This window comes from Brachybacterium endophyticum, from assembly GCF_003130585.1.
Classification (GTDB): Bacteria; Actinomycetota; Actinomycetes; order Actinomycetales; family Dermabacteraceae; genus Brachybacterium; species Brachybacterium endophyticum.
Genome location: NZ_QFKX01000002.1, coordinates 642,029 through 661,358, shown reverse-complemented (window position 1 = coordinate 661,358; position 19,330 = coordinate 642,029). Strand labels below are relative to the sequence as shown.

Annotated in this window: 22 protein-coding genes; 1 reads left to right on the top strand and 21 read right to left on the bottom strand. The window is 71.7% G+C overall.

The window, feature by feature from the left end; genetic code table 11:
• Positions 1–20: 20 nt before the first annotated feature.
• The 7 genes from DEO23_RS07360 to rpsB all read right to left on the bottom strand — a co-directional run bounded on the left by DEO23_RS07360 (position 21) and on the right by rpsB (position 6,785).
• On the bottom strand, positions 21–569 hold the full coding sequence (locus DEO23_RS07360; RefSeq protein ID WP_109275328.1) for a hypothetical protein: 549 nt from the start codon (positions 567–569) through the stop codon (positions 21–23).
• Positions 570–673: 104 nt separating this feature from the next.
• On the bottom strand, positions 674–2,047 hold the full coding sequence (gene rlmN / locus DEO23_RS07355) for a dual-specificity RNA methyltransferase RlmN (protein WP_109275327.1): 1,374 nt from the start codon (positions 2,045–2,047) through the stop codon (positions 674–676).
• Positions 2,044–3,033: a phosphatidate cytidylyltransferase gene (locus DEO23_RS07350; protein ID WP_240613272.1), complete on the bottom strand. Its 990-nt coding sequence runs from the start codon at positions 3,031–3,033 to the stop codon at positions 2,044–2,046. The genes rlmN and DEO23_RS07350 overlap by 4 nt, the downstream gene beginning before the upstream one ends.
• Positions 3,034–3,063: 30 nt before the next feature.
• Entirely contained in the window at positions 3,064–3,630 is a 567-nt protein-coding gene (gene frr / locus DEO23_RS07345) for a ribosome recycling factor (RefSeq protein ID WP_109275326.1), read from the bottom strand.
• A 101-nt stretch (positions 3,631–3,731) separates the two neighbouring features.
• Positions 3,732–4,490, bottom strand: coding sequence for a UMP kinase (pyrH, locus tag DEO23_RS07340; protein ID WP_109275325.1), 759 nt, complete (start codon positions 4,488–4,490; stop codon positions 3,732–3,734).
• A gap of 423 nt (positions 4,491–4,913) precedes the next feature.
• Positions 4,914–5,738: a translation elongation factor Ts gene (tsf, locus tag DEO23_RS07335; protein ID WP_109275324.1), complete on the bottom strand. Its 825-nt coding sequence runs from the start codon at positions 5,736–5,738 to the stop codon at positions 4,914–4,916.
• 93 nt (positions 5,739–5,831) lie between these two features.
• On the bottom strand, positions 5,832–6,785 hold the full coding sequence (rpsB, locus tag DEO23_RS07330; protein WP_109275643.1) for a 30S ribosomal protein S2: 954 nt from the start codon (positions 6,783–6,785) through the stop codon (positions 5,832–5,834).
• 378 nt (positions 6,786–7,163) lie between these two features.
• On the opposite strand from rpsB, the gene DEO23_RS07325 reads away from it, so the two are divergent.
• Positions 7,164–7,835 (top strand): murein hydrolase activator EnvC family protein, encoded by a 672-nt coding sequence (locus DEO23_RS07325; protein WP_109275323.1) that lies wholly within the window; start codon positions 7,164–7,166, stop codon positions 7,833–7,835.
• 29 nt (positions 7,836–7,864) lie between these two features.
• Here DEO23_RS07325 and DEO23_RS07320 read toward each other — a convergent pair whose 3' ends face one another.
• The 14 genes from DEO23_RS07320 to DEO23_RS07255 form a co-directional block, all read right to left on the bottom strand.
• The gene (locus DEO23_RS07320; protein WP_109275322.1) at positions 7,865–8,872 is read right to left on the bottom strand and encodes a tyrosine recombinase XerC; all 1,008 of its coding nucleotides are present in this window, start codon (positions 8,870–8,872) and stop codon (positions 7,865–7,867) included.
• A gap of 105 nt (positions 8,873–8,977) precedes the next feature.
• Positions 8,978–10,159 carry a DNA-processing protein DprA gene (dprA, locus tag DEO23_RS07315; RefSeq protein ID WP_109275321.1) on the bottom strand — a complete coding sequence of 394 codons (1,182 nt, stop codon included), beginning with the start codon at positions 10,157–10,159 and terminating at the stop codon, positions 8,978–8,980.
• Entirely contained in the window at positions 10,156–11,733 is a 1,578-nt protein-coding gene (locus DEO23_RS07310) for a YifB family Mg chelatase-like AAA ATPase (RefSeq protein ID WP_109275320.1), read from the bottom strand. The genes dprA and DEO23_RS07310 overlap by 4 nt, the downstream gene beginning before the upstream one ends.
• Complete coding sequence (locus tag DEO23_RS07305) at positions 11,730–12,137, bottom strand: YraN family protein (RefSeq protein ID WP_109275319.1); 408 nt, start codon at positions 12,135–12,137, stop codon at positions 11,730–11,732. Before DEO23_RS07305 ends, DEO23_RS07310 begins: the two co-directional genes overlap by 4 nt.
• Positions 12,138–12,261: 124 nt before the next feature.
• Positions 12,262–12,564, bottom strand: a complete 303-nt coding sequence (locus DEO23_RS07300; RefSeq protein ID WP_109275318.1) for a DUF2469 domain-containing protein — start codon at positions 12,562–12,564, stop codon at positions 12,262–12,264.
• A complete protein-coding gene (locus tag DEO23_RS07295) occupies positions 12,561–13,361 on the bottom strand; it encodes a ribonuclease HII (protein WP_109275317.1) in 801 nt (266 codons plus the stop codon). Before DEO23_RS07295 ends, DEO23_RS07300 begins: the two co-directional genes overlap by 4 nt.
• A 16-nt stretch (positions 13,362–13,377) precedes the next feature.
• Positions 13,378–14,154, bottom strand: a complete 777-nt coding sequence (gene lepB / locus DEO23_RS07290) for a signal peptidase I (protein ID WP_109275316.1) — start codon at positions 14,152–14,154, stop codon at positions 13,378–13,380.
• Positions 14,151–14,759, bottom strand: coding sequence for a signal peptidase I (lepB, locus tag DEO23_RS07285; RefSeq protein WP_109275315.1), 609 nt, complete (start codon positions 14,757–14,759; stop codon positions 14,151–14,153). Before lepB (DEO23_RS07285) ends, lepB (DEO23_RS07290) begins: the two co-directional genes overlap by 4 nt.
• A 32-nt stretch (positions 14,760–14,791) precedes the next feature.
• Positions 14,792–15,142 (bottom strand): 50S ribosomal protein L19, encoded by a 351-nt coding sequence (gene rplS, locus DEO23_RS07280; RefSeq protein WP_109275314.1) that lies wholly within the window; start codon positions 15,140–15,142, stop codon positions 14,792–14,794.
• Positions 15,143–15,487: 345 nt separating this feature from the next.
• Positions 15,488–16,219, bottom strand: coding sequence for a tRNA (guanosine(37)-N1)-methyltransferase TrmD (gene trmD, locus DEO23_RS07275; RefSeq protein ID WP_109275313.1), 732 nt, complete (start codon positions 16,217–16,219; stop codon positions 15,488–15,490).
• A 3-nt stretch (positions 16,220–16,222) separates the two neighbouring features.
• Positions 16,223–16,801, bottom strand: a complete 579-nt coding sequence (gene rimM, locus DEO23_RS07270) for a ribosome maturation factor RimM (protein ID WP_109275312.1) — start codon at positions 16,799–16,801, stop codon at positions 16,223–16,225.
• A gap of 118 nt (positions 16,802–16,919) precedes the next feature.
• Positions 16,920–17,162 (bottom strand): RNA-binding protein, encoded by a 243-nt coding sequence (locus DEO23_RS07265; RefSeq protein ID WP_109275311.1) that lies wholly within the window; start codon positions 17,160–17,162, stop codon positions 16,920–16,922.
• A 1-nt stretch (position 17,163) separates the two neighbouring features.
• Complete coding sequence (gene rpsP / locus DEO23_RS07260) at positions 17,164–17,664, bottom strand: 30S ribosomal protein S16 (RefSeq protein ID WP_109275310.1); 501 nt, start codon at positions 17,662–17,664, stop codon at positions 17,164–17,166.
• 238 nt (positions 17,665–17,902) lie between these two features.
• Positions 17,903–19,303, bottom strand: coding sequence for an Nramp family divalent metal transporter (locus DEO23_RS07255; protein ID WP_109275642.1), 1,401 nt, complete (start codon positions 19,301–19,303; stop codon positions 17,903–17,905).
• Positions 19,304–19,330: the final 27 nt, after the last annotated feature.

Here is a 19,330-nt window from a genome sequence, read left to right as displayed (position 1 = left end):
TCGCCCTCTGCGGGGAGGGATCACGGCACGGAGGCCATGAGGTCGGCGACGTGATCGAGGTACACGTCGACGACGGACTCCTTGTAGCCGTCCTCGCCCTTGCGGCGCCGGAAGGCGGCTCGGCGCACGTCGTCCACGCTCATCGGCAGTCCCTCGGTGAAGTAGGCGATGAGCTGGTCGCACAGGGCGTCCACGTCCGTGCGGTCGTAGGACTTCTCCCCCGGCGCTCCCGGGGCGAAGCGCTCCCCCGCGGGGCGCTCGAGGCGCTCCTTGAGGGACTCGGCGCGGCCGGTGAGCTTGCCGATCCACTGCTCCTCGCCCTCACGGGCGATGGCCTCGTCGCGCTGCTGGAGCGCGAAGGCATCGGAGAGGCGGTCGAGGGCCTCGTCGACCGTGCGCATGTCGTAGCCGCCGCGCTGGGTGCCGAAGCTGGCGGCGGTGACGGAGGAGCTGTCGAAGTCGGTCCCGCCCTGCTCGTAGGCGGTGCGGGCGCGCGCGAGGAAGTCGTCGACCTCGTGGGGGTCGTAGCCGACGCTGAAGCGGGAGACGCGCTCGAACGATGTGCTCACGGGGCTGTTCCTTCCGGGGGTCGGTGCCGCGCCCCACTGTACTCAGGCGGTGCGGCGATCGGCGCGTGCCGCGCCGGGGTGCGGATGGGGTGCCGGGACGGGCCTCAGAAGGCGTCGGCCCGACCGGTGACGTCGGCGTCCGTCGCGTCGGGGCCCGTCGCGGGGCCAGTGCCGACGCCCACGAGGTCCTCGGAGTCCTCGGTGCGGCCGGCGACGGCCTCCACCCTGGCCACGCGGGCCTCGCGGTCGGCGCGATGGGTGTCGGTCTCCAACACGGTCGCGGCGAGTTGCCCGCAGGCCCCGTCGATGTCCGAACCACGGGTGTCGCGCACGGTGGTGCGGATGCCGTTGGCCCGCAGCGTCTCCACGAAGTGCTTCTCCACCATCGGGTCCGAGGCCGTCCACTTCGACCCCTTGACCGGGTTCAGCGGGATCGGGTTGACGTGGATCCAGTGCTTGCCGCCCTTGGCGATCAGCCGCTCGGCGAGCAGCTGGGCCCGGTGCGCCTGGTCGTTGATGTCGCGGATCAGGGCGTACTCGATGCTCACGCGCCGGCCCGTGGTCTCGAAGTACTCGTACGCCGCCGACAGGATCTCGTCGACGTCGAAGCGGGTGTTGATCGGCACCAGCTCGTCGCGCAGTGCGTCGTCAGGCGCATGCAGGGAGACGGCGAGGGTGACCGGGATCTGCTCCTTGACCAGCTTGCGCACCGCCGGCGCGAGGCCCACCGTCGAGACGGTGATGTTGCGGGCGCTCATGCCGAACCCCTCGGGTGCCGCGGCGTTCAGGCGCTTGCAGACGGTCGCGACCGGGCGGTAGTTCGCCAGCGGCTCGCCCATGCCCATGAACACGATGTTGCTGACCCGGCCCACCCCGCCGGGGACCTCGCCCGCGGCGAGCTTGGCGTTGGCGATGCGCACCTGCTCGAGGATCTCGGCCGTCGACAGGTTCCTGCTCAGACCCATCTGACCGGTCGCGCAGAACGGGCAGTTCATGCCGCAGCCGGCCTCGGAGGAGATGCACAGCGTCACGCGGCCCGTGTAGCGCATCAGCACGGACTCCACCAGGGAGCCGTCGAACAGGCGCCACAGCATCTTCTGGGTGGCGCCGTTGTCGGCGCTCTGCATGGAGACCAGCGTCAGCAGCTGCGGGAAGAACCGTGCGACGAGCTCTTCGCGGCGGTCCTTGGGAAGGTCCGTCATCTGCTCGGGGTCGACCGTCGCGTGCTCGAAGTAGTGCACGGACAGCTGCTTGGCGCGGAACGCGGGCAGGCCCATCTCCTTCACGGCCTCGATGCGCTCGTCCATGGTGAGGTCGGCCAGGTGGGCCGGCGGCTTGCCGCGGCGGGTGGGGCGCAGCTGCAGCTGGCCCGGCGCCAGGGCGACCTTCTCCCCCGGGATCGCCTCGCGGGAGAGGTCGGGAAGGTCCGGTGCGGTCCCCTGGGCGGGGACGGTGGGGTCGGGCAGGTCGCGGTTCATACCAGTACCTCCAGGAGGATGAATGTCGCAGGGGCGGCCAGGAGGATGGAGTCGATGCGGTCCAGCACGCCGCCGTGGCCCGGCAGCAGCGTTCCCATGTCCTTGATGCCCAGGTCGCGCTTGAGCAGGGATTCGGCGAGGTCGCCGCAGGTGGAGACGAGCACCAGCACGGGACCGATCACCAGTCCCGCCCACCACGGGGCGGAGACGGCGAGGGACAGGAAGCCGACGGCGGCTGCGGTACCCAGGACCAGGGAGCCGACGAAGCCCTCCCAGCTCTTCTTGGGGCTGATGCTCGGGGCCATCGGGTGGGAGCCGAACAGCACGCCGGCGGCGTAGCCGCCCACGTCGTTGGCGACCGGGACCAGGATCGCGAGCAGCACCAGCACGGCGCCGTCGGCCCGGTCGAACAGCAGGAGCGAGAAGCTGCCCAGGAAGGGCACCCAGGCGATCGTGAACACCCCGGCGGCGACATCGCGCAGGGCGACCGTGCCCAGCGACTCGGTGACCCGCCACAGGATCATCACGCAGACGGCGACGGCGGTCGCGATCACCAGGCCGTCGAGGTGGAACACCGTGGTCGAGACGACCATGCCGATCACGCCCACGAGCACCGGCATCACCGGCACCCGCAGCCCACCGGCGGCGAGGGCCCGCGTGAGCTCGAGGACGGCGAGCACCAGCGCGAGCGCGATGAACGCGGGGAAGACGACGGGGATCAGGAACAGGACGATGAGCAGCAGCGCGCCGAGTCCGAGGCCGACCAGGATCGCTGCTCGCAGGTCACGGCCGGGGCCGCGGCGCGCAGGGCGACCCCTGCGCGGGGTCGCCTCGTCGGCGTCCGGCCGCGAGCCGACGCCCGACAGCGACGGACCGTCGGCCGGGCGCGGGCGAGGTGGGGACGTCTGCCCGTGCCCGGATCCGCCGAACACCGCCTCATCGAACGGTGAGGCGGTGCGGCGGGGATCCGGTGCGGGGGCGGACACGGGAGGGACCTGCTGGCGGGAGCGGAGGGCTCAGACGGTGGCCAGCTCGGTCTCCTTGGCCGCGAGGGCCTCGTCGACCTGGTCGGTGTACTTCTTGGTCAGCGCCTCGAGGTCCTTCTCGGCGCGTGCGCCCTCGTCCTCGCCGATCTCCTTGTCCTTGACCAGCTTCTCGATGGCCTTCTTGGCGGAACCGCGGCTCGCGCGCACGGCCACCCGGCCGTCCTCGGCCTTGGTCTTCGCCTGCTTGATGTACTCCTTGCGGCGCTCCTCGGTGAGGGCGGGAAGGACGACCCGCAGGTTGTCGCCGTTGTTGGTCGGGTTCACGCCCAGGTCGGAGTCCCGCAGAGCGCTCTCGACGGCGCTGGTGGACGACTTGTCGTAGGGGGTGACGATCACGGTGCGGGCCTCGGGGAACTGCAGGGAGGCCAGCTGGTTCAGAGGCGTCGGCGCCCCGTAGTACTCCACCGTGATGCCCTGGAACATCGCGGCGTTCGCGCGCCCGGTGCGGATCGCGGAGAAGTCCTCCTTGGTGACCTCGATGGTCTTCTTCATCTTCGTCTCGGCGTCCTTCAGGATGCCCGGGGTGTCCTCGCTCACGTCGCACTCCTCGCTGCTTGGTCGGGATGGGGTGTGGTCTTCACGGCGTCCGGCCCATTCTCCCTCATCGAGCGCTCACGCGCCGGGGCGGGGCCGGGACGTCACTCGCCGGTGACGAGCGTGCCGATCGGCTCGCCGACCAGCGCGCGGGTGATGTTGCCCGGTTCGTCCAGGCCGAACACCATCATCGGCTGGCTGTTGTCCATGCACAGGCTGAAGGCCGTGGCGTCGACGACCTTGAGGCCCCGCTGGAGCGCCTCGCCGTAGGTGATCTCGGTGATCTTCTCGGCGCTGGGATCCTTGCGCGGATCGGCGGTGTAGACGCCGTCGACGCCGTTCTTGGCCATCAGCACCTCCTGGCAGCCGATCTCCAGGGCGCGCTGAACGGAGACGGTGTCGGTGGAGAAGTAGGGCATGCCGGCGCCGGCACCGAAGATCACCACGCGCCCCTTCTCGAGGTGGCGGACCGCTCGCAGCGGCAGGTAGGGCTCGGCGACCTGGCCCATCGCGATCGCGGTCTGCACGCGCGTCGAGATGCCCTTCTGCTCGAGGAAGTCCTGCAGCGCGAGGCTGTTCATGACGGTGCCGAGCATGCCCATGTAGTCCGCGCGCCGGCGGTCCATGCCGCGCTGGGAGAGTTCGGCGCCGCGGAAGAAGTTGCCGCCGCCCACGACGACCGCGCACTCCACGCCGTGGCTGACGCCCTCGGCGATCTCCCCCGCGATCCGCGAGACCACGTCGGGGTCGACCCCGACGGTCCCGCCGCCGAAGGCCTCCCCGGAGAGCTTGAGGAGGACTCTGCGGCCGTTCTCCTTCCTGGGGAGCACCGGGATCTGGGAGGTGACGGACGCCTGAGTCATGGAAGGTCCTTCCGGTCGAGATCTCGGGTGATGATACCGGCGCCGACCGCGCTCCACCTCATGGGGAGGCCGAGGACGTGATGACGTCGGCACGCAGAGGCCCGGGAGCGGTGCACGGCGGGTGGTCGTGGGGCGCGGGGCCCGGGCCGGGGGCGAGACGCCGGGGCGAGGGGCGGGGCATGGGGTGGGCTGGGCGTGGGCTGGGCCGGCATGCCGAAGGCCCTGCACCTCGGGGGTGCAGGGCCTTCGGGGAGAGCGGGGTGCTGAACCGGGTCGTTCGATGGTCCCGAGTGAGGTCTCGAGCTCGTAGAGAGCTCGAGACCTCACGGGGCGCCATCGACGCGCACCCGCGACGTCATCGCCCGGCGCAGGGGCGCCGGCACGCCGGAGGTGCGGTACCCGGAGGGCAGCCTCCTGCGCCGATCAGTTCCCGACGCGGAAGCGGACGAAGCCCGTGAGGGTGCCGCCGGCGCCCTCGAGGATCTTGCCCACCGTCTGCTTGGGGTCCTTGGCGAAGGCCTGGTCCAGCAGCACGTTCTCCTTGAAGTAGCCGTTCAGGCGACCCTCGATGATCCTCGGGATGGCCTTCTCGGGCTTGTTCTCGTTCTTCGCGGTCTCCTCCGCGATGCGACGCTCGTTGGCGACGATGTCCTCCGGGACCTCCTCGCGCGTGAGGTAGGCCGGCGAGTACGCCGCGATGTGCATCGCGATGTCGCGCGCGACCTCGGCGCCAGCGGCGTCGGTGGCCACCAGGACGCCGACCTGCGGGGGCAGGTCCTTGTTCGTGCGGTGCATGTAGGAGGAGACGACCTCACCCTGCACGCGGCCGATACGACGCACGAGGATCTTCTCGCCCATCGTCGCGGCGGCGTTGGTGAGCGCCTCGCCGAAGGAGGTCTCGGCGAGCTGCTCGGGCTCGGTCGCACCGGACTCGACGGCGGCCGCGACGGCCTCGTCGCCGAGGGCGACGAACTTGTCGTTCTTCGCCACGAAGTCGGTCTCGGAGTTGATCTCCACGAGGGTGCCCTCCTGGCCACCCTCGACGTCGCGGATGTCCGCGGCGACGAGGCCCTCGGAGGCGCTGCGGCCCTCGCGCTTGGCGACGCCCTTCAGGCCCTTGACGCGGATCAGCTCGACGGCCTTGGCCTTGTCACCCTCCGCCTCGTCGAGAGCCTTCTTGACGTCGAGCATGCCGGCGCCGGTCGACTCGCGGATCTCCTTGATGTCAGCAGCCGTGTAGTTGGCCATGTGCTCCTTCTTCCTGGGGAGTGAGGTCGTGCTGGAGTCCGAGGGAGGTCCCGCAGGGGGACGTCCTCACGCGGAGGACGTCCCCCTGGGTCCTCACTCGGAGGGCTCGGTCTGGGCCGCGGTGGCCTCGTCGGCGGACTCCGCAGCCTGGGCCTCGGTGTCCGGGGCGTCGGCGGCAGGGACGACCGGGGCGTCCTCGGCCGGGGTCTCCTCGGCCGGGGCCTCGGCTGCGACGGACTCCTCGGCGGGGGCGCCGTCCTGCTGGACCTCGGACTGCTTGAGCAGCTCCTGCTCCCACTCGGCGAGCGGCTCGGCGTCGACCGCGGAGACGTTCTTCTCGCCCTTCTCGGACTTCGCGTGACGCTCCTGCAGGCCGGCGGCGACCGCATCGGCGACGACCCGCGTGAGCAGGGCGACGGAGCGGATCGCGTCGTCGTTGCCCGGGATCGGGTAGGTGATCTCGTCGGGGTCGCAGTTGGTGTCGAGGATGGCGACGACCGGGATGCTGAGCTTCTGGGCCTCGTCGACGGCGAGGTGCTCCTTGTTGGTGTCCACGATCCAGACCGCGCTCGGGGCACGGCCCATGTCGCGGATGCCGCCCAGGGTCTTCTCGAGCTTGTCCTTCTCGCGGCGCATCATCAGCAGCTCCTTCTTGGTGCGGCCGGAGGAGGCCACATCGTCGAAGTCGATCTGCTCGAGCTCCTTGAGGCGGTTCACGCGCTGCGAGACCGTCTGCAGGTTGGTGAGCATGCCGCCCAGCCAGCGCTGGTTCACGTAGGGCATGCCCACGCGGGTGGCCTGCTCACGGATGGACTCCTGCGCCTGCTTCTTGGTGCCGACGAACAGGATGGTGCCGCCGTGGGCGACGGTCGCACGGACGAACTCGTACGCCTTGTCGATGTAGGTCAGCGTCTGCATCAGGTCGACGATGTAGATGCCGTTGCGCTCGGCGAACACGAAGCGCTTCACCTTCGGGTTCCAGCGACGGGTCTGGTGTCCGAAGTGGACGCCGCTCTCGAGGAGCTGGCGCATGGTGACGACTGCCATGGTCTGTCTCTTCCCGATCCTGGGCTCACGCGGCGCACCGGTTCGGCGTCCGCGGTCCTCGCGCAGGACCTGCATTCTCGGTTCTCCCCTGCCGCCGGACGGCGCAGGGCCTGGTGCCCGGTCCTCCGACCGCCCCGGATCCCGCGTCGCTCCCTTCGGGAACGGACGGTGATCACGAGGACCGACGACCGGTGGGACCGTACGGGCACGCGAAGTCGCCCGGACATGCCGGACGCTGTCGTCAGTCTAGCCGACCGCCGACGCCGCACCCACCCCGCGGGGAGCGCCGTGCGTCACGCCGATCCTCCCCACAGCGCGGTCGTCCCCCGCGGACGATGTCCTCTGGCGCCCCGTCACGGGTGACCCGAGACTTCCGGCATGCTCCCGCACCTGCCCTCCCATCCGCACCCCTCCCCGACCCGGCCGTCGGCGCACGTCCGGCGTCGCCGCGCCCTGGCCGCACTGATCGGCGTCCTGCTCGTGGTCCTCCTGCATCTGACGACGCCTGCACACGCCGATCCGGGGATCCGGGCGGACGAGGGAGCGACCGGATCCCTCGGCGAGTCGGCCGGCTCCCCCGGCGACCCGACGAGCCACGGGAGGTGGGGATGGCCGATGGATCCTCCCCACGAGATCGTCGGTCCCTTCGTCCCACCGCCGGACACGTACGGCGCCGGACACCGCGGCGTCGACATCATCGGGGCCGGCACGCAGGTGCGAGCGGTCGAGGACGGGACGGTGCGGTTCTCGGGCTCGGTGGCCGGGCGCGGCGTGGTCTCGATCCTGCACTCCGACGGACTGCTCTCGACCTACGAGCCGATCACGGCCTCCGTGAAGGTCGGAGAGCACGTCAGCGGTGGCCAGCCGATCGGCGAGCTCGAGGAGGCCGGCTCGCACTGCGAACGGGCGTGCCTGCACCTGGGCGCGCGGCGCGGAGGCGCCGACTACACCGATCCGGAGCCGCTGCTGCGCGGTGCCGCTCCGAGTGTGCTGCTCCCGCTGACGGGTTCCCTCTCCCTGCTCACCGAGGTCCCCCGGCACCGACACTGATCGCGACCCGCACCCGGTCCCGCCTGCTCTCAGGCGCGGGGATGGGCCTGGTCGAGGGTGGCGCGCAGGCGCTCCGCGCTGACGTGCGTGTAGATCTGGGTGGTGCCGAGGGAGGCGTGGCCCAGGAAGTCCTGGACACTGCGCAGGTCCGCCCCGCCCTCGACGAGATGGGTGGCTGCGGTGTGCCGCAGCGTGTGAGGGGTGGTGTGACGGTGGATGCCGGCCTCACGGGCGTGGCGATCCACCAGGGTGCGCACCGCGCGGTCGCCGATCCGAGCGCCCCGGGCCCCGAGGAAGAGGGCTCGGCCGGCAGCGGCGGTGACCAGTTCGTCGCGCCCCTCGTCCCGCCAGCGGGAGATCGCCCGGACCGCCGGTATACCGACCGGGACGACGCGCTCCTTGGCCCCCTTGCCCATCACGCGCACCGTGCGCTCCGAGTCGTCGATGTCATGGACGTCCAGGGCGACCATCTCCGAGACCCGCAGACCCGAGGAATAGAGCAGCTCCAGGATCGCCGCGTCCCGCAGTCCCAGTGCGCGCGCACGAGCGTCGGCCTCGCCGGTGTCGGACGGGGCCGGCCGACCGGTTGTGCCCTGTGCCCCGCCCTCCTCGCCGGGAGCGGCGGCCAGGCCGAGCAGCTGATCGGCCTGCTCCGTGCTGAGCACCGTGGGGAGGTGCCGCCCGCGGCGGGGTGCCTTGAGACGACCGCCGATGTCCTGGGGGATGCGACCGGTTCGCGCGAGCCAGGTGACGAAGGTGCGGGCAGCGGCGGCTGCCCGGGCGAGCGAGGAGGCAGCGAGTCCGGATTCCGCGCGGGCTCCGAGCCAGGATCGCAGTGCGGTCACGTCGATCTCCTCCACGGGGATCCGCTCGGCCTCCCGCAGGTAGACGAGGAGGCTGCGGGCCTCGCGGACGTAGGCCGTGACGGTGTGCTCGGAGCGTCCCCGCTCGAGTCGCAGATGCTCGGCGAAGGGCTCGAGCACGGACTCGTCGGACGTCCCGGTCCGTCCGGTGCTCTCGCCTCGCGTCGTGCCCATGGGGCCAGTGTCGCACCGTCGAGGGTGAGTTCCGCCGAGGATTCATGGCGTCGAGGGCCGGTGTCGTTCAGGGTCGGTGTCGACCAGGGCCGGTGCCGACCAGGGTCAGCGTCGCCGCACCCGCTCCCCCTCGACCCGGACGATGCCCAGCAGGTCCAACCTGCCGAGGACGGCCCGCACCTCTCGCTCCTCCCAGCCGATCTCCTCGCCGACCCTCCGGGGCGAGGTGGCCGAACGCGGAGGGACGGCATCGAGCACGCGATGCTCGACGGGCGACAGGATGTCGAGTTCGTCCTGGACCGCATGGGAGGACTCCCCGGCGGGATCGGTGTGCGGGAGCAGTTCACGGATCTCCTGTGCCTCGGTGACCAGCGTCGCTCCGTTCTCGCGGATCAGTCGATGACAGCCCGCGGATGCGGCGGACGCCACCGGCCCGGGGACGGCGGCGATCGTGCGACCAATGTCCTCGGCCCGGCGTGCCGTGGAGAGGGCACCGGAGCGCCAGGAGGCCTCGACGACGACCGTCACCCGGGCGAGAGCGGCGATCAGGCGATTGCGTTCGAGGAACCTCCAGCGTGTCGGCGCAGTGCCGGGAGGTGCTTCCGACAGCAGCAGGTGCCGTTCCCGCACCGCCTGCAGCAGACGCTCGTTGCCGCGCGGGTAGAGCCTGTCCAGACCACCGGCGAGGATCGCGACGGTGGCCCCGTCGACCCCCAGCGCGCCCCGGTGCGCAGCGGCGTCGATGCCGTACGCACCCCCGGACAGGATCGGGATCCCCTCCCCTGCCAGCGCTGCCGAGAAGGACCCGGCGCAGTCCTCCCCGTAGGCGGTGGAGGCTCGCGAGCCGACCATCGCGACGGCATGCGCCCCGGTGAGGGCATCCGCACGACCGGGGCCGTGGGCCCACAGGCAGAAGGGAGCGCGCTTGTCCAGGTCCTCGAGGGCGCTCGGCCATTCCTGATCACCCGGGACGATCACGCGCATCCCCTGCTCACGGGCCTGGTCCAGGACGGCGTCGACGTCGATCCGCCGTCGGCGCTCGCTCCAGCGGCGCAGCGCGGCGCGTCCGGAGACCTGGGGGTCCTGACGTCTGGTGGTGGGATCGGAGGGGTCTGCCAGCCGATGCTTCTCGATCGCGCGGGCGATGGGGCCGACGTCCTCCGCGGCGAGGATCTCCAGTCCCGCACCGGCGCCGTACTCGGTGCAGGTGGCGTGCGCGGCGGCGTCCGAGGGCTCGGCGAGCAGCGACCAGGTCACCCGGGAGATGCGGTCATCGTCGAGGGTCATCGCAGATCGTCCCCCCGCAGGGTCAGGGCGAGTCCCACATGGTCGACGTCGGGGCGGGCATCGCCCTCGAGGTCCGCGACGGTCCATGCCACCCGCAGCACACGATCGTGCCCCCGCAGGGTGAGCCGGCCGTGGGCGAGGGCGCGCTGGAGCATCGTGGCTGCGAGCGTGTGCGCTGCGTACTCGCGGCGAAGCTGCGCACCCGGGATCTGGGAGTTCAGGAGCCAGGGCTCGTCGGCGAAGCGCGCTGCCTGAGCACGGCGGGCCCGCACGACGCGCTGGGCGATGCGGGCGCTGGGCTCGCCGCCCAGCGATCCCGCCGCGCTGCCCGTGCGCACGGACTCATCGCTGCCGACCTGCAGACGCATGTCCATGCGATCCAGTACGGGGCCGGAGATCTTCCGCAGATAGCGTCGACGCTGCAGGGGCGTGCAGGTGCACTCCCTGCCGTTGCCGAAGGCCATCCCGCACGGGCACGGATTCGCCGCCAGCACCAGTTGGAATCGCGCGGGATAGCGGGCGGCCCCCTGGGAGCGGTGCAGCGTGATGTCCCCGGTCTCGAGGGGCTCGCGCAGCGCCTCGAGCACCCGTCCGGAGAACTCCGGGGCCTCGTCCAGGAACAGCACGCCGGCGTGTGCACGCGAGACCGCGCCCGGGCGGGCGGTGCCGCTGCCGCCGCCCACGATGCTGGGGACGCTCGCGGTGTGGTGCGGGGACTCGAAGGGGGCGGTGCGGATCAGCCCGCGCTCCGCATCGAGGCTGCCGTCCAGGGACCGGACCGCGCTCAGGGCGAGGGCGTCCTCGTCGGCGAGCGGGGGCAGGATGCCGGGGATGCGGGAGGCGATCATGGTCTTGCCCGTTCCCGGTGGCCCCTGCAGCAGCAGGTGGTGGCCTCCTGCCGCGGCGACCTCGGCCGCCCGGCGCGCCTGCGCCTGCCCGATGACGTCGGCGAAGTCCGGGACGGGGACGGCGTCCGTGACAGGAGGTGCGGGCGGCGCGACCGGGCGCTCCTGGAGCATGGCGCGCCCCGGGAGCGGCGGCAGCGCGCAGCCGTGACCCGCGAGCACGGTCGCGAGGTCGCGCGCAGGGGTGATCTCCAGGCCCTCGACGAGCGCCGCCTCCCGGGCATTGGCCTCGGGCACGACGACACGTCGCACCCCGGCGTCGCGGGCCGCGAGCAGGGCGGGGAGCACGCCGGGCACGGGACGCAGCGAGCCGTCCAGGCCGAGCTCCCCCAGGTGCGCGACCTTCTCGACCGCTCCCGCTGGGACCGCGCCCTGAGCGGCGAGGATCGCGACGGCGATGCCGAGGTCGAAGCCCGAGCCGGCCTTGGGGACGAACGCGGGCGAGAGGTTCACCGTGATCCGACGGGGCGCGATCGCCGCGCCCACGGCCCCCGCTGCCGCCCGCACCCGTTCCCGCGCTTGCAGCGTGGTGGAATCGGGCAGACCGACGAGGAAGAACGCCGGGAGACCGGTGGCGACGTCGGCCTCGACCTCCACCACGGTGCCGGTGATGCCGCGCAGTGCGACCGAGCGAGTACGGGCCTGCCCGCACCTGGGCCCGGAGGTCACGAGACCGCTCGCAGATGTTCGATCTCGCAGCCGCCCGCACCGAGCACGTGCACGGCGACCACGTCGATGCGCACGTCGCGGTGGCGCGGAGCGTTGTCCATCAGATACGTGCCGGCGAGCAGTCGGAGCCGCCGCACCTTCTGGGGCGTGACGGCGGCCTGCGGCACCCCGGTCAGCAGGGAACGGCGCGTCTTGACCTCGACGAACACGAGCGTGGGGCCGTCCAGGGCGACGATGTCGATCTCGCCGGCGCGGCTGCGCACGTTGCGATCGATGATCTGCCAGCCGGACGCGGCGAGCCGGGAGGCGACGACGTCCTCGCCGATCGCCCCGAGCTCGAGGGTGCTGAGCCGGGCCGGCGGGACGGGAGCGGGGAACGGGACTGGGGCGGGTGCGGGGTCCATCTCCTCACCCTGGCCGGACGGAGCCGGCGGCGCGGTGGGTTGTGGACAGCCGCGATGGTGGAGGACCCGTGCGCGGTGCTCGTCGGCCGCCCGCCGTCGTCGACCGCCCGTTCCTCTCGTCGGCTCAGGGCAGGGCGATGTCGGGCTTGGCGAGCTCCTCGATGTTCACGTCCTTGAAGGTCACCACGCGCACCGAGCGCACGAAGCGGCTCGAGCGGTAGATGTCCCAGACCCAGACGTCGGCGAGGGTGAGCTCGTAGAAGACCTCCCCGCCCGCGGTGCGCACCTGCATGTCCACCTGGTTGCACAGGTAGAAGCGGCGCTCCGTCTCCACCACGTAGGTGAACAGGCCCACCACGTCCCGGTACTCCCGGATCAGCTGGAGCTCCATGTCGGACTCATAGCTCTCGAGGTCCTGGGTGCTCACGGCTGCGCCTCCTTCGGGATCAGGGGACGGGGCTGATCGCCCGCGCCGCCCCACAGTACGCCAGGCTCCTGCTCGGCAGATGGGAGGCCGAGGTTCCAGGACCGACGGTGCTGGGCGTGGGCACCGAGCCGGCGCAGCGCCTCGCGATGGGCGGCCGATCCGTACCCCTTGTTGCCGGCCCAGCCGTAGTCGGTGGCGAGGGCGTCGAGCTCGACCATGTGCTGGTCCCTCTCGACCTTCGCCAGCACGCTCGCCGCGGCCACGCTCTGGCAATCGCGGTCGGCCTTGACCTGCAGGTGCACGAGCGAACGCGGGACGGCGCGGCCCTGACGCGCCAGCTCGCCCAGAGCCGGGGTGACGATGTCGGCGTCGCCGTCCATCAGCACGATCTCGGGCGGGACGGGGAGGTGAGCGAGGGCGCGGCCCGCGGCGAGGGCGAGAGCGGCGAGGATGCCGCGTTCGTCGATCTCGGCGGGGCTCGCCCAGCCGGTCGCGTGAGCCAGCGCGGCCTGCCGGATCGGGGCCACGAGTCCCTCGCGGCGACGGGCCGTGAGGGCCTTGGAGTCGCGGACGCCGTCGGGCAGCGGCCGCTCGATCCCCGCCGGCAGGATCCGCACCGCACAGGCCCCCACCACGACGGGCCCCGCCAGGGCTCCGCGGCCCACCTCGTCGAGCCCCGCGACGACCACACCGGAACCGGCGGCCGGGTGGGAGCGGGCGAGGGAGAGCTCGGTGTCGAGCGTGGGGACGATCGCTGCCGGCAGCGACCGCACGCGGGATGAGGCGTCGGAGGCCATCACGCGCCGCGGGGGCTCAGGAGTTGGCGGGGACGGCGTCGAAGGCGTCGCGGCCGTCCCCCAGTCCGGTCCAGTGGCTGGCGGGCCAGAAGATCGCGACGGCACGACCCGTGACGTCGTCCTGGTCCACGAAGGGCTCCTCGCCCTGGGAGTAGTGATAGGCGGAGTCCGCGGAATCGAAGCGGTTGTCGCCCATCACCCACAGCTTGTCCTGGGGCACGGTGACGTCGAAGTCCCACTGACAGGCCGGGGTCTCGGGGTTGATGTAGGGCTCGTCGATCGTCTTGCCGTTGACGCTCACCGAACCGCCCCGCTCGCACTGCACCCGGTCGCCGGGCTCGCCGATCACGCGCTTGACCAGGTGGTCCTGGGAGGGATCCGGGGCCAGCCCCACCCAGCTGAGCACGGTCAGCAGGCGGTACCGGGGCGTCTGGGTCATGCCCGTCTCCGACTGCATCCAGTTCTGGGTGTCCTCGAAGACGACGACGTCCCCCCGATGCAGGTCGAAGACCCCGGGGGTGAGCTTGGAGACCAGGATCTTGTCGTCCTGGACCAGGGTCGGGTTCATCGAGTCCGAAGGGATGAAGAACGGCTGGATCAGGAAGGTCTTGACGAGGACCGCGATGATCAGGGCCACGAGCATGGTCACGACGTAGTCGAGCCAGCTCCCGCGGTAGCCGCGGCGCTTGGCGTGCGTGCGGGCGCCGGATGCGCCGGCACTGCTCCGCTCGGGAGCCGACTCCTGCTCGTCGCCGGCGGTCGGGTCCCCGGGCTCGGGCGCCTTCTCGTTCATCGCGCTGATCCTAACTGTCCGGGGGTCCCGGCCCTGTCACGGGGCCACACAATGCGACTGGCCTCACCGACCACCCGATCCACAGGTATCATCCCTCCGCCGGGCTGGCCGAGCAGGAATCGCGAGTCGGTCGAATCCGTCCGCGAATCCCCCAGGACGAACATGCGCCCCTCGGGCACCTCCAGGTCGAAGCGGACGGTGCTGGTGTCGGTCCCCCGCGGGAGATAGGGCTCCTCGAGCGGCTTTCCGTTCAGGATCAGACGGCCCTTCGAGCAGCACGAGATGTGGTCTCCACCGACGGCGACGACCCGCTTGACCCAGTAGGACGAGATCGCGCCCTGCTTCGGGAAGTAGCCGGAGCCGTCGAACACCACGATCTCCCCGCGCTCGGCGGTCCCGCGGGTGCTGCGGTCGGCCAGGACCACGTCCCCGGTGCGCAGCGTCGGCGCCATCGACGAGCTGGGCACGCGGAAGGGGGCGACGACGAACGAGCGCACACCGAACGCGGCGATCAGCAGCACGACGACGACGGCGGCGGCCACCAGGAGTGGCCGCCGCCGTGACGGGGAGGCCCCGGTGCGTTCGGACGCCGGGTCCGTGGGCATCGAGGCCTCCTCTCGCGCAGGATCCTCGAGGATCAGGAGTGCTCGCGCTTCTCCTTGATGCGGGCCTTCTTGCCCGTGAGGTTGCGCAGGTAGTACAGCTTGGCGCGCCGCACGTCACCACGGGTGACGACCTCGATCTTGTCGATCGTGGGGGCGTGGACGGGGAACACGCGCTCCACGCCGACGCCGAAGGACACCTTGCGCACGCGGAAGGTCTCGCGGATGCCGTCGCCCTGGCGAGCGATGACGTACCCCTGGAAGACCTGGACGCGCGAGCGGTTGCCCTCGACGACCTTCACGTGGACCTTGACGTTGTCGCCCGCGCGGAAGGCGGGGATGTCCTCGCGCAGCTGCGCCTTGTCGAGCTCGTCGAGCTTCTGCATGTGCTCTCTCCTGCCGTTCGCCCCAGGTCGGACGGAGTTCTCGTGGGGCCGTCGCACGGACCCCTGTCATGAACCGTTCTCGTTCCGGCGCGACGCGCGAGCCCTGAGGCCGCTTCGTCGTGCCGTGGTGCTGGGCCTCTGGCCGCGTTTCCGACGCGACGGACCTGCCCGACCGCTCGGTGCATCGCTCCCCTGGGGCAGAGCGGTGCGCGGCGTGCACCCAGCGGGTCATTCTGCCAGGGGCGACGCGTGAGCGGCAATCCCGCCCGGCGCAGATCACGCTTCGGCGAGCACCCGGCCCACTCCCCGCACTCTCCCCCGGTGATCATCCGCGGGACGTGCCGTTCAGTCGCGGGCGTCCCAGAGGTCCGGGCGCCGCTCGCGGGTGCGCTCGGCGGAGCGCTCCGAACGCCAGGCTGCGATCCGGCCGTGGTCCCCGGACAGCAGGATCTCGGGGGCCTCGCGCACGGCGCCCGCGGGATCGACCCAGCGCGCCGGCCGCGTGTACAGCGGGTACTCGAGCAGGCCGTCGGAGTGGGACTCCTCGACCAGCGACTCGGCGTTGCCGACGACCCCCGGGACGAGACGGACGATCGCCTCGGTCAGGGCGAGCACCGCGACCTCGCCGCCGTTCAGGACGTAGTCCCCGAGGGAGACCAGGGCGATCTCGTGCCCGGCGGCCTCGAGGTGCTCGTAGACCCGCTCGTCGATGCCCTCGTACCGGCCGCAGGCGAACAGGATCCACTCGCGCCCGGACCACTCCTGCGCGGTGGCCTGCGCGAACACCTGACCCGCGGGATTCGGGAAGACGATCAGCGGCTCGGCCTGCGGCCCGAGCTCGGCCTTGCCCTGCTCGATCACGGCGGCGAAGGCCTCGGCCCACGGCTCGGGCTTCATCACCATCCCGGCCCCACCGCCCAGCGGCGAGTCGTCGACGGTGCGGTGACGGTCGTGCGCCCACTCGCGCAGGTCGTGGCGGTGCACCGAGATCAGCCCGTCGCGGGCGGCCTTGCCGATCAGGGACAGGTCCAGCGCTCGCAGGTAATCGGGGAAGATCGTGATCGCGTCGATGCGCACGGCTCAGTCCTCGCCGGTCGTCGCGTCGTCGCTCCCGCCGTCGGCGTCGCTCGCCTCGGCCGCGTCGAAGAGCCCGCCGGGCGGGTCGGCCAGGACCTGCCCGGCCTCGGTGTCGACCTCGGGGACGAGCTCGGCGACGAAGGGCAGCATGACGCGTGACCCGGCCGGCGTGCGGACGATCAGCAGGTCCTGCGCGGGGTAGTGCTCGAGGTCGACGACGGTGCCGAGCTCGCGCCCGTCGACGTGGCGAACGGTGAGGCCCCTCAGCTCGGAGGGGTACCAGGCATCCGGATCCTCCTCGGCCTCGAGGTCGGGATCCACGGCGAGGGTCAGCTCGAGACCGCGCAGGGCCTCGGCGGCGGTGCGGTCGGCGACCTCCTCGAACCGTGCGTACCAGCGCCCCTGCTGCACCCGCGTGGTGGCGAGCGTCAGCTCCCGGGGCCCCTCGGCGGCGGGGACGGGGAAGACGGTCCCGGCGGCGAGGCGTTCCTCGGGCTGGTCCGTCCGCAGGATCAGTGCGACCTCCCCGCGCAGGCCGTGGGCCTTGCCGATGGTGGCGATGGTGACGTCGAGGGCGTTCACACGGGCTCCTGCTGCTCGGATCGGAAGTGGTCGGATCGGACGGGAGAAGAGGGACGGAACGCGCAGGAGGCGGCACCGCGTGCGGTGCCGCCTCCTGCGTCAGATGAGGGGAAGAGCTTCAGCGCCGGTCGACATCGACGATGTCGACACGCACGTCGTCCTCCGAGATGGCCCCGGTCACGGTGCGCAGGGCGCGGGCCGTGCGACCGGACCGACCGATCACCCGACCGAGGTCGTCGGGGCTGACCCGCACCTCGAGCAGGGGACCGCGACGGGTGTCCTTCTCGGTGACGCGGACGTCGTCGGGGTTGTCGACGATGCCGCGCACCAGGTGGTCGAGTGCTTCGGCGCGAGAGCTCATCTCAGGCCTCGTCGCTCTTGGCCTCGTCCGCGGCCGCGTCGGCCTCGGTGGTGGTCTCGCCCTCGGCGGGAGCCTCCTCCGAGCCCGGCTCGACGTCCTGGCCCGCGGGCTGCTCCGGCGCGTCGGCGTCCTTGGACTTCTTGGCGCCTTCGCGGGACTTCTCGGCGGCCTTGTCGGCCTCGGCGATCAGGGCCTCGGCGGACTGCTTGTCCTCGGCGCCCTTGAGGGTTCCGGCGGTGTCGCCCTCGCCGGTGAACTTCTGCCAGTCACCGGTGACCTTGAGGAGGGCGGCGACCTGCTCGGTGGGCTGGGCGCCCACGCCGAGCCAGTACTGCGCGCGCTCGGACTGCACCTCGATCAGCGACGGCTGCTCGGTGGGGTGGTACTTGCCGATCTCCTCGATCACGGCGCCGTCACGCTTCTTGCGGGAGTCGGCCACGACGATGCGGTAGAACGGTGCACGGATCTTGCCCATGCGCTTGAGACGGATCTTGACGGCCACGAGTGTGGACTCTCCTTCGGCGATGTTCGGGTGAGTCGCGTCGCAGCCTGTGGGGTCATGCGGGCGCTGACGCGTCTCGGGGTGTCGCACGCCGGCGGGTAGAGGGCCGGCCGACGCGCATACAGGGCTTGATTATGCCAGCCCGGTGGATGTGGTGCCAGGTGAGCCCGTGTGCCCCGGGGCACACGGGCCGCGACGGAGCCCGGCACACCTGCGCCGAGGCCCCGGCGAGACCTGGTCACGCGCCGGTGATGCTGCCGACCAGCTGGTTCGCGCCGAGCGCGATGAACACGACGGCGACGATCCCCAGGACCACGTTGAGCACCCAGCCGTTGCGCCACCGCTCGGGCATGTGACGGGAGTTCATCAGCACCAGCAGCGTGATCGCGAGGAAGGGCATGAACAGCGAGCCCAGCACGCCGTAGGCGACGATCACCTGCACGGGCTTGCCCAGGAGCAGCAGGAGCATCGGGGGGAAGGTCAGCCACAGGATGTAGATCCGGTAGTAGGTGCCGCCGATGCGGCGCTTGGGGTGGTCCTCCGGCAGCTTGCGGGCGCTGCCCCAGAAGTCGGCGAACATGATCGAGACCCCGTTCCACACACCCAGCACGGACGAGAACGAGGAGGCCCAGAAGCCGATCAGGAAGACCCAGCTCATGGCGGTGCCGTAGCGGGAGGCGAGGACGTCGGCGAGGTCGAGCAGGCCGCGGTCCTCCTCCCCGATCGCGATGCCCGAGGAGTACAGCAGCTCCGCGCCGACGACGAGCATGGCGATCACGAAGATCCCGGAGAGGACGTAGGCCATCGCGTTGTCGATGCGCATCACGCGCATCCATCGCGGGGTGGACCAGCCCTTCTCGGTGAGCCAGTAGCCGTAGGCGGCCAGGGTGATCGTGCCGCCCACTCCCCCGGCGATGCTGAGGGTGTACCAGAGGCCGCCGTCGGGGATCCGCGGGATCAGCCCACCCAGGATGTCGCCGATGTTGGGGAGGGTGATCACGGCCGCGCCGACCACGGTCACGAACATGATGCCGACGAGCACCGCGACGACCTTCTCGAGGGCGTGGTAGTGGCCGAACCACACCAGCGTGGCACCGATCAGGCCCGAGATCACCGCGTAGACGGCCAGAGGCATGTGGGCGAACAGCGGGATGTCGCCGATCACCGGCAGCTGCGGGACCAGCGCCGCCAGCGGCAGCGCCGAGGCGCTCATGGCGGTGGCCCCGTAGACGAAGCCCCACACCACGATGTACGGGCCGAAGTACCAGGACGTCCAGCGGCCCACGCGGCGCCAGCCCTCGAAGATCGAGTGGCCGGTCGCGAGGGTCCAGCGACCCGCGCCCTCGACGAGGAAGATCTTGATGACCACGCCGGCGACCGCCGCCCACAGCAGGGCGTACCCGTACCGGGATCCCGCGACGAGGGTCGCCACGAGGTCCCCGGCGCCGATACCGGTGGCGGCGACCACCAGGCCGGGGCCGATGAGCTTCCAGCGGGCGGGACCCTCGGCCTCGCCCACGGCGTCGACGGCGGTGGGCGCGTCGGCCGCGGACGAGGGGTCCGTGCCGGCGGAGGTCCGGGCAGAAGGGTCGTGGGCTGCGGGGCGGCGGGATGCCTGCGCTTCGTCCTCGGAGTGCATGGGCAGACGGTAGCGCGGGAGCGGCGC

What these genes read in the sequence shown, in the direction of transcription:
- DEO23_RS07295 (WP_109275317.1), bottom strand. Translation starts at nt 13,361, where the DNA reads ATGGCCTCCGACGCCTCATCCCGCGTGCGGTCGCTGCCGGCAGCGATC.
- DEO23_RS07320 (WP_109275322.1), bottom strand. Translation starts at nt 8,872, where the DNA reads ATGGGCACGACGCGAGGCGAGAGCACCGGACGGACCGGGACGTCCGAC.
- DEO23_RS07305 (WP_109275319.1), bottom strand. Translation starts at nt 12,137, where the DNA reads ATGGACCCCGCACCCGCCCCAGTCCCGTTCCCCGCTCCCGTCCCGCCG.
- DEO23_RS07255 (WP_109275642.1), bottom strand. Translation starts at nt 19,303, where the DNA reads ATGCACTCCGAGGACGAAGCGCAGGCATCCCGCCGCCCCGCAGCCCAC.
- rplS (WP_109275314.1), bottom strand. Translation starts at nt 15,142, where the DNA reads ATGCAGAAGCTCGACGAGCTCGACAAGGCGCAGCTGCGCGAGGACATC.
- DEO23_RS07265 (WP_109275311.1), bottom strand. Translation starts at nt 17,162, where the DNA reads ATGAGCTCTCGCGCCGAAGCACTCGACCACCTGGTGCGCGGCATCGTC.
- dprA (WP_109275321.1), bottom strand. Translation starts at nt 10,159, where the DNA reads ATGACCCTCGACGATGACCGCATCTCCCGGGTGACCTGGTCGCTGCTC.
- tsf (WP_109275324.1), bottom strand. Translation starts at nt 5,738, where the DNA reads ATGGCCAACTACACGGCTGCTGACATCAAGGAGATCCGCGAGTCGACC.
- DEO23_RS07325 (WP_109275323.1), top strand. Translation starts at nt 7,164, where the DNA reads ATGCTCCCGCACCTGCCCTCCCATCCGCACCCCTCCCCGACCCGGCCG.
- rlmN (WP_109275327.1), bottom strand. Translation starts at nt 2,047, where the DNA reads ATGAACCGCGACCTGCCCGACCCCACCGTCCCCGCCCAGGGGACCGCA.
- rpsB (WP_109275643.1), bottom strand. Translation starts at nt 6,785, where the DNA reads ATGGCAGTCGTCACCATGCGCCAGCTCCTCGAGAGCGGCGTCCACTTC.
- lepB (WP_109275315.1), bottom strand. Translation starts at nt 14,759, where the DNA reads ATGCCCACGGACCCGGCGTCCGAACGCACCGGGGCCTCCCCGTCACGG.
- pyrH (WP_109275325.1), bottom strand. Translation starts at nt 4,490, where the DNA reads ATGACTCAGGCGTCCGTCACCTCCCAGATCCCGGTGCTCCCCAGGAAG.
- lepB (WP_109275316.1), bottom strand. Translation starts at nt 14,154, where the DNA reads ATGAACGAGAAGGCGCCCGAGCCCGGGGACCCGACCGCCGGCGACGAG.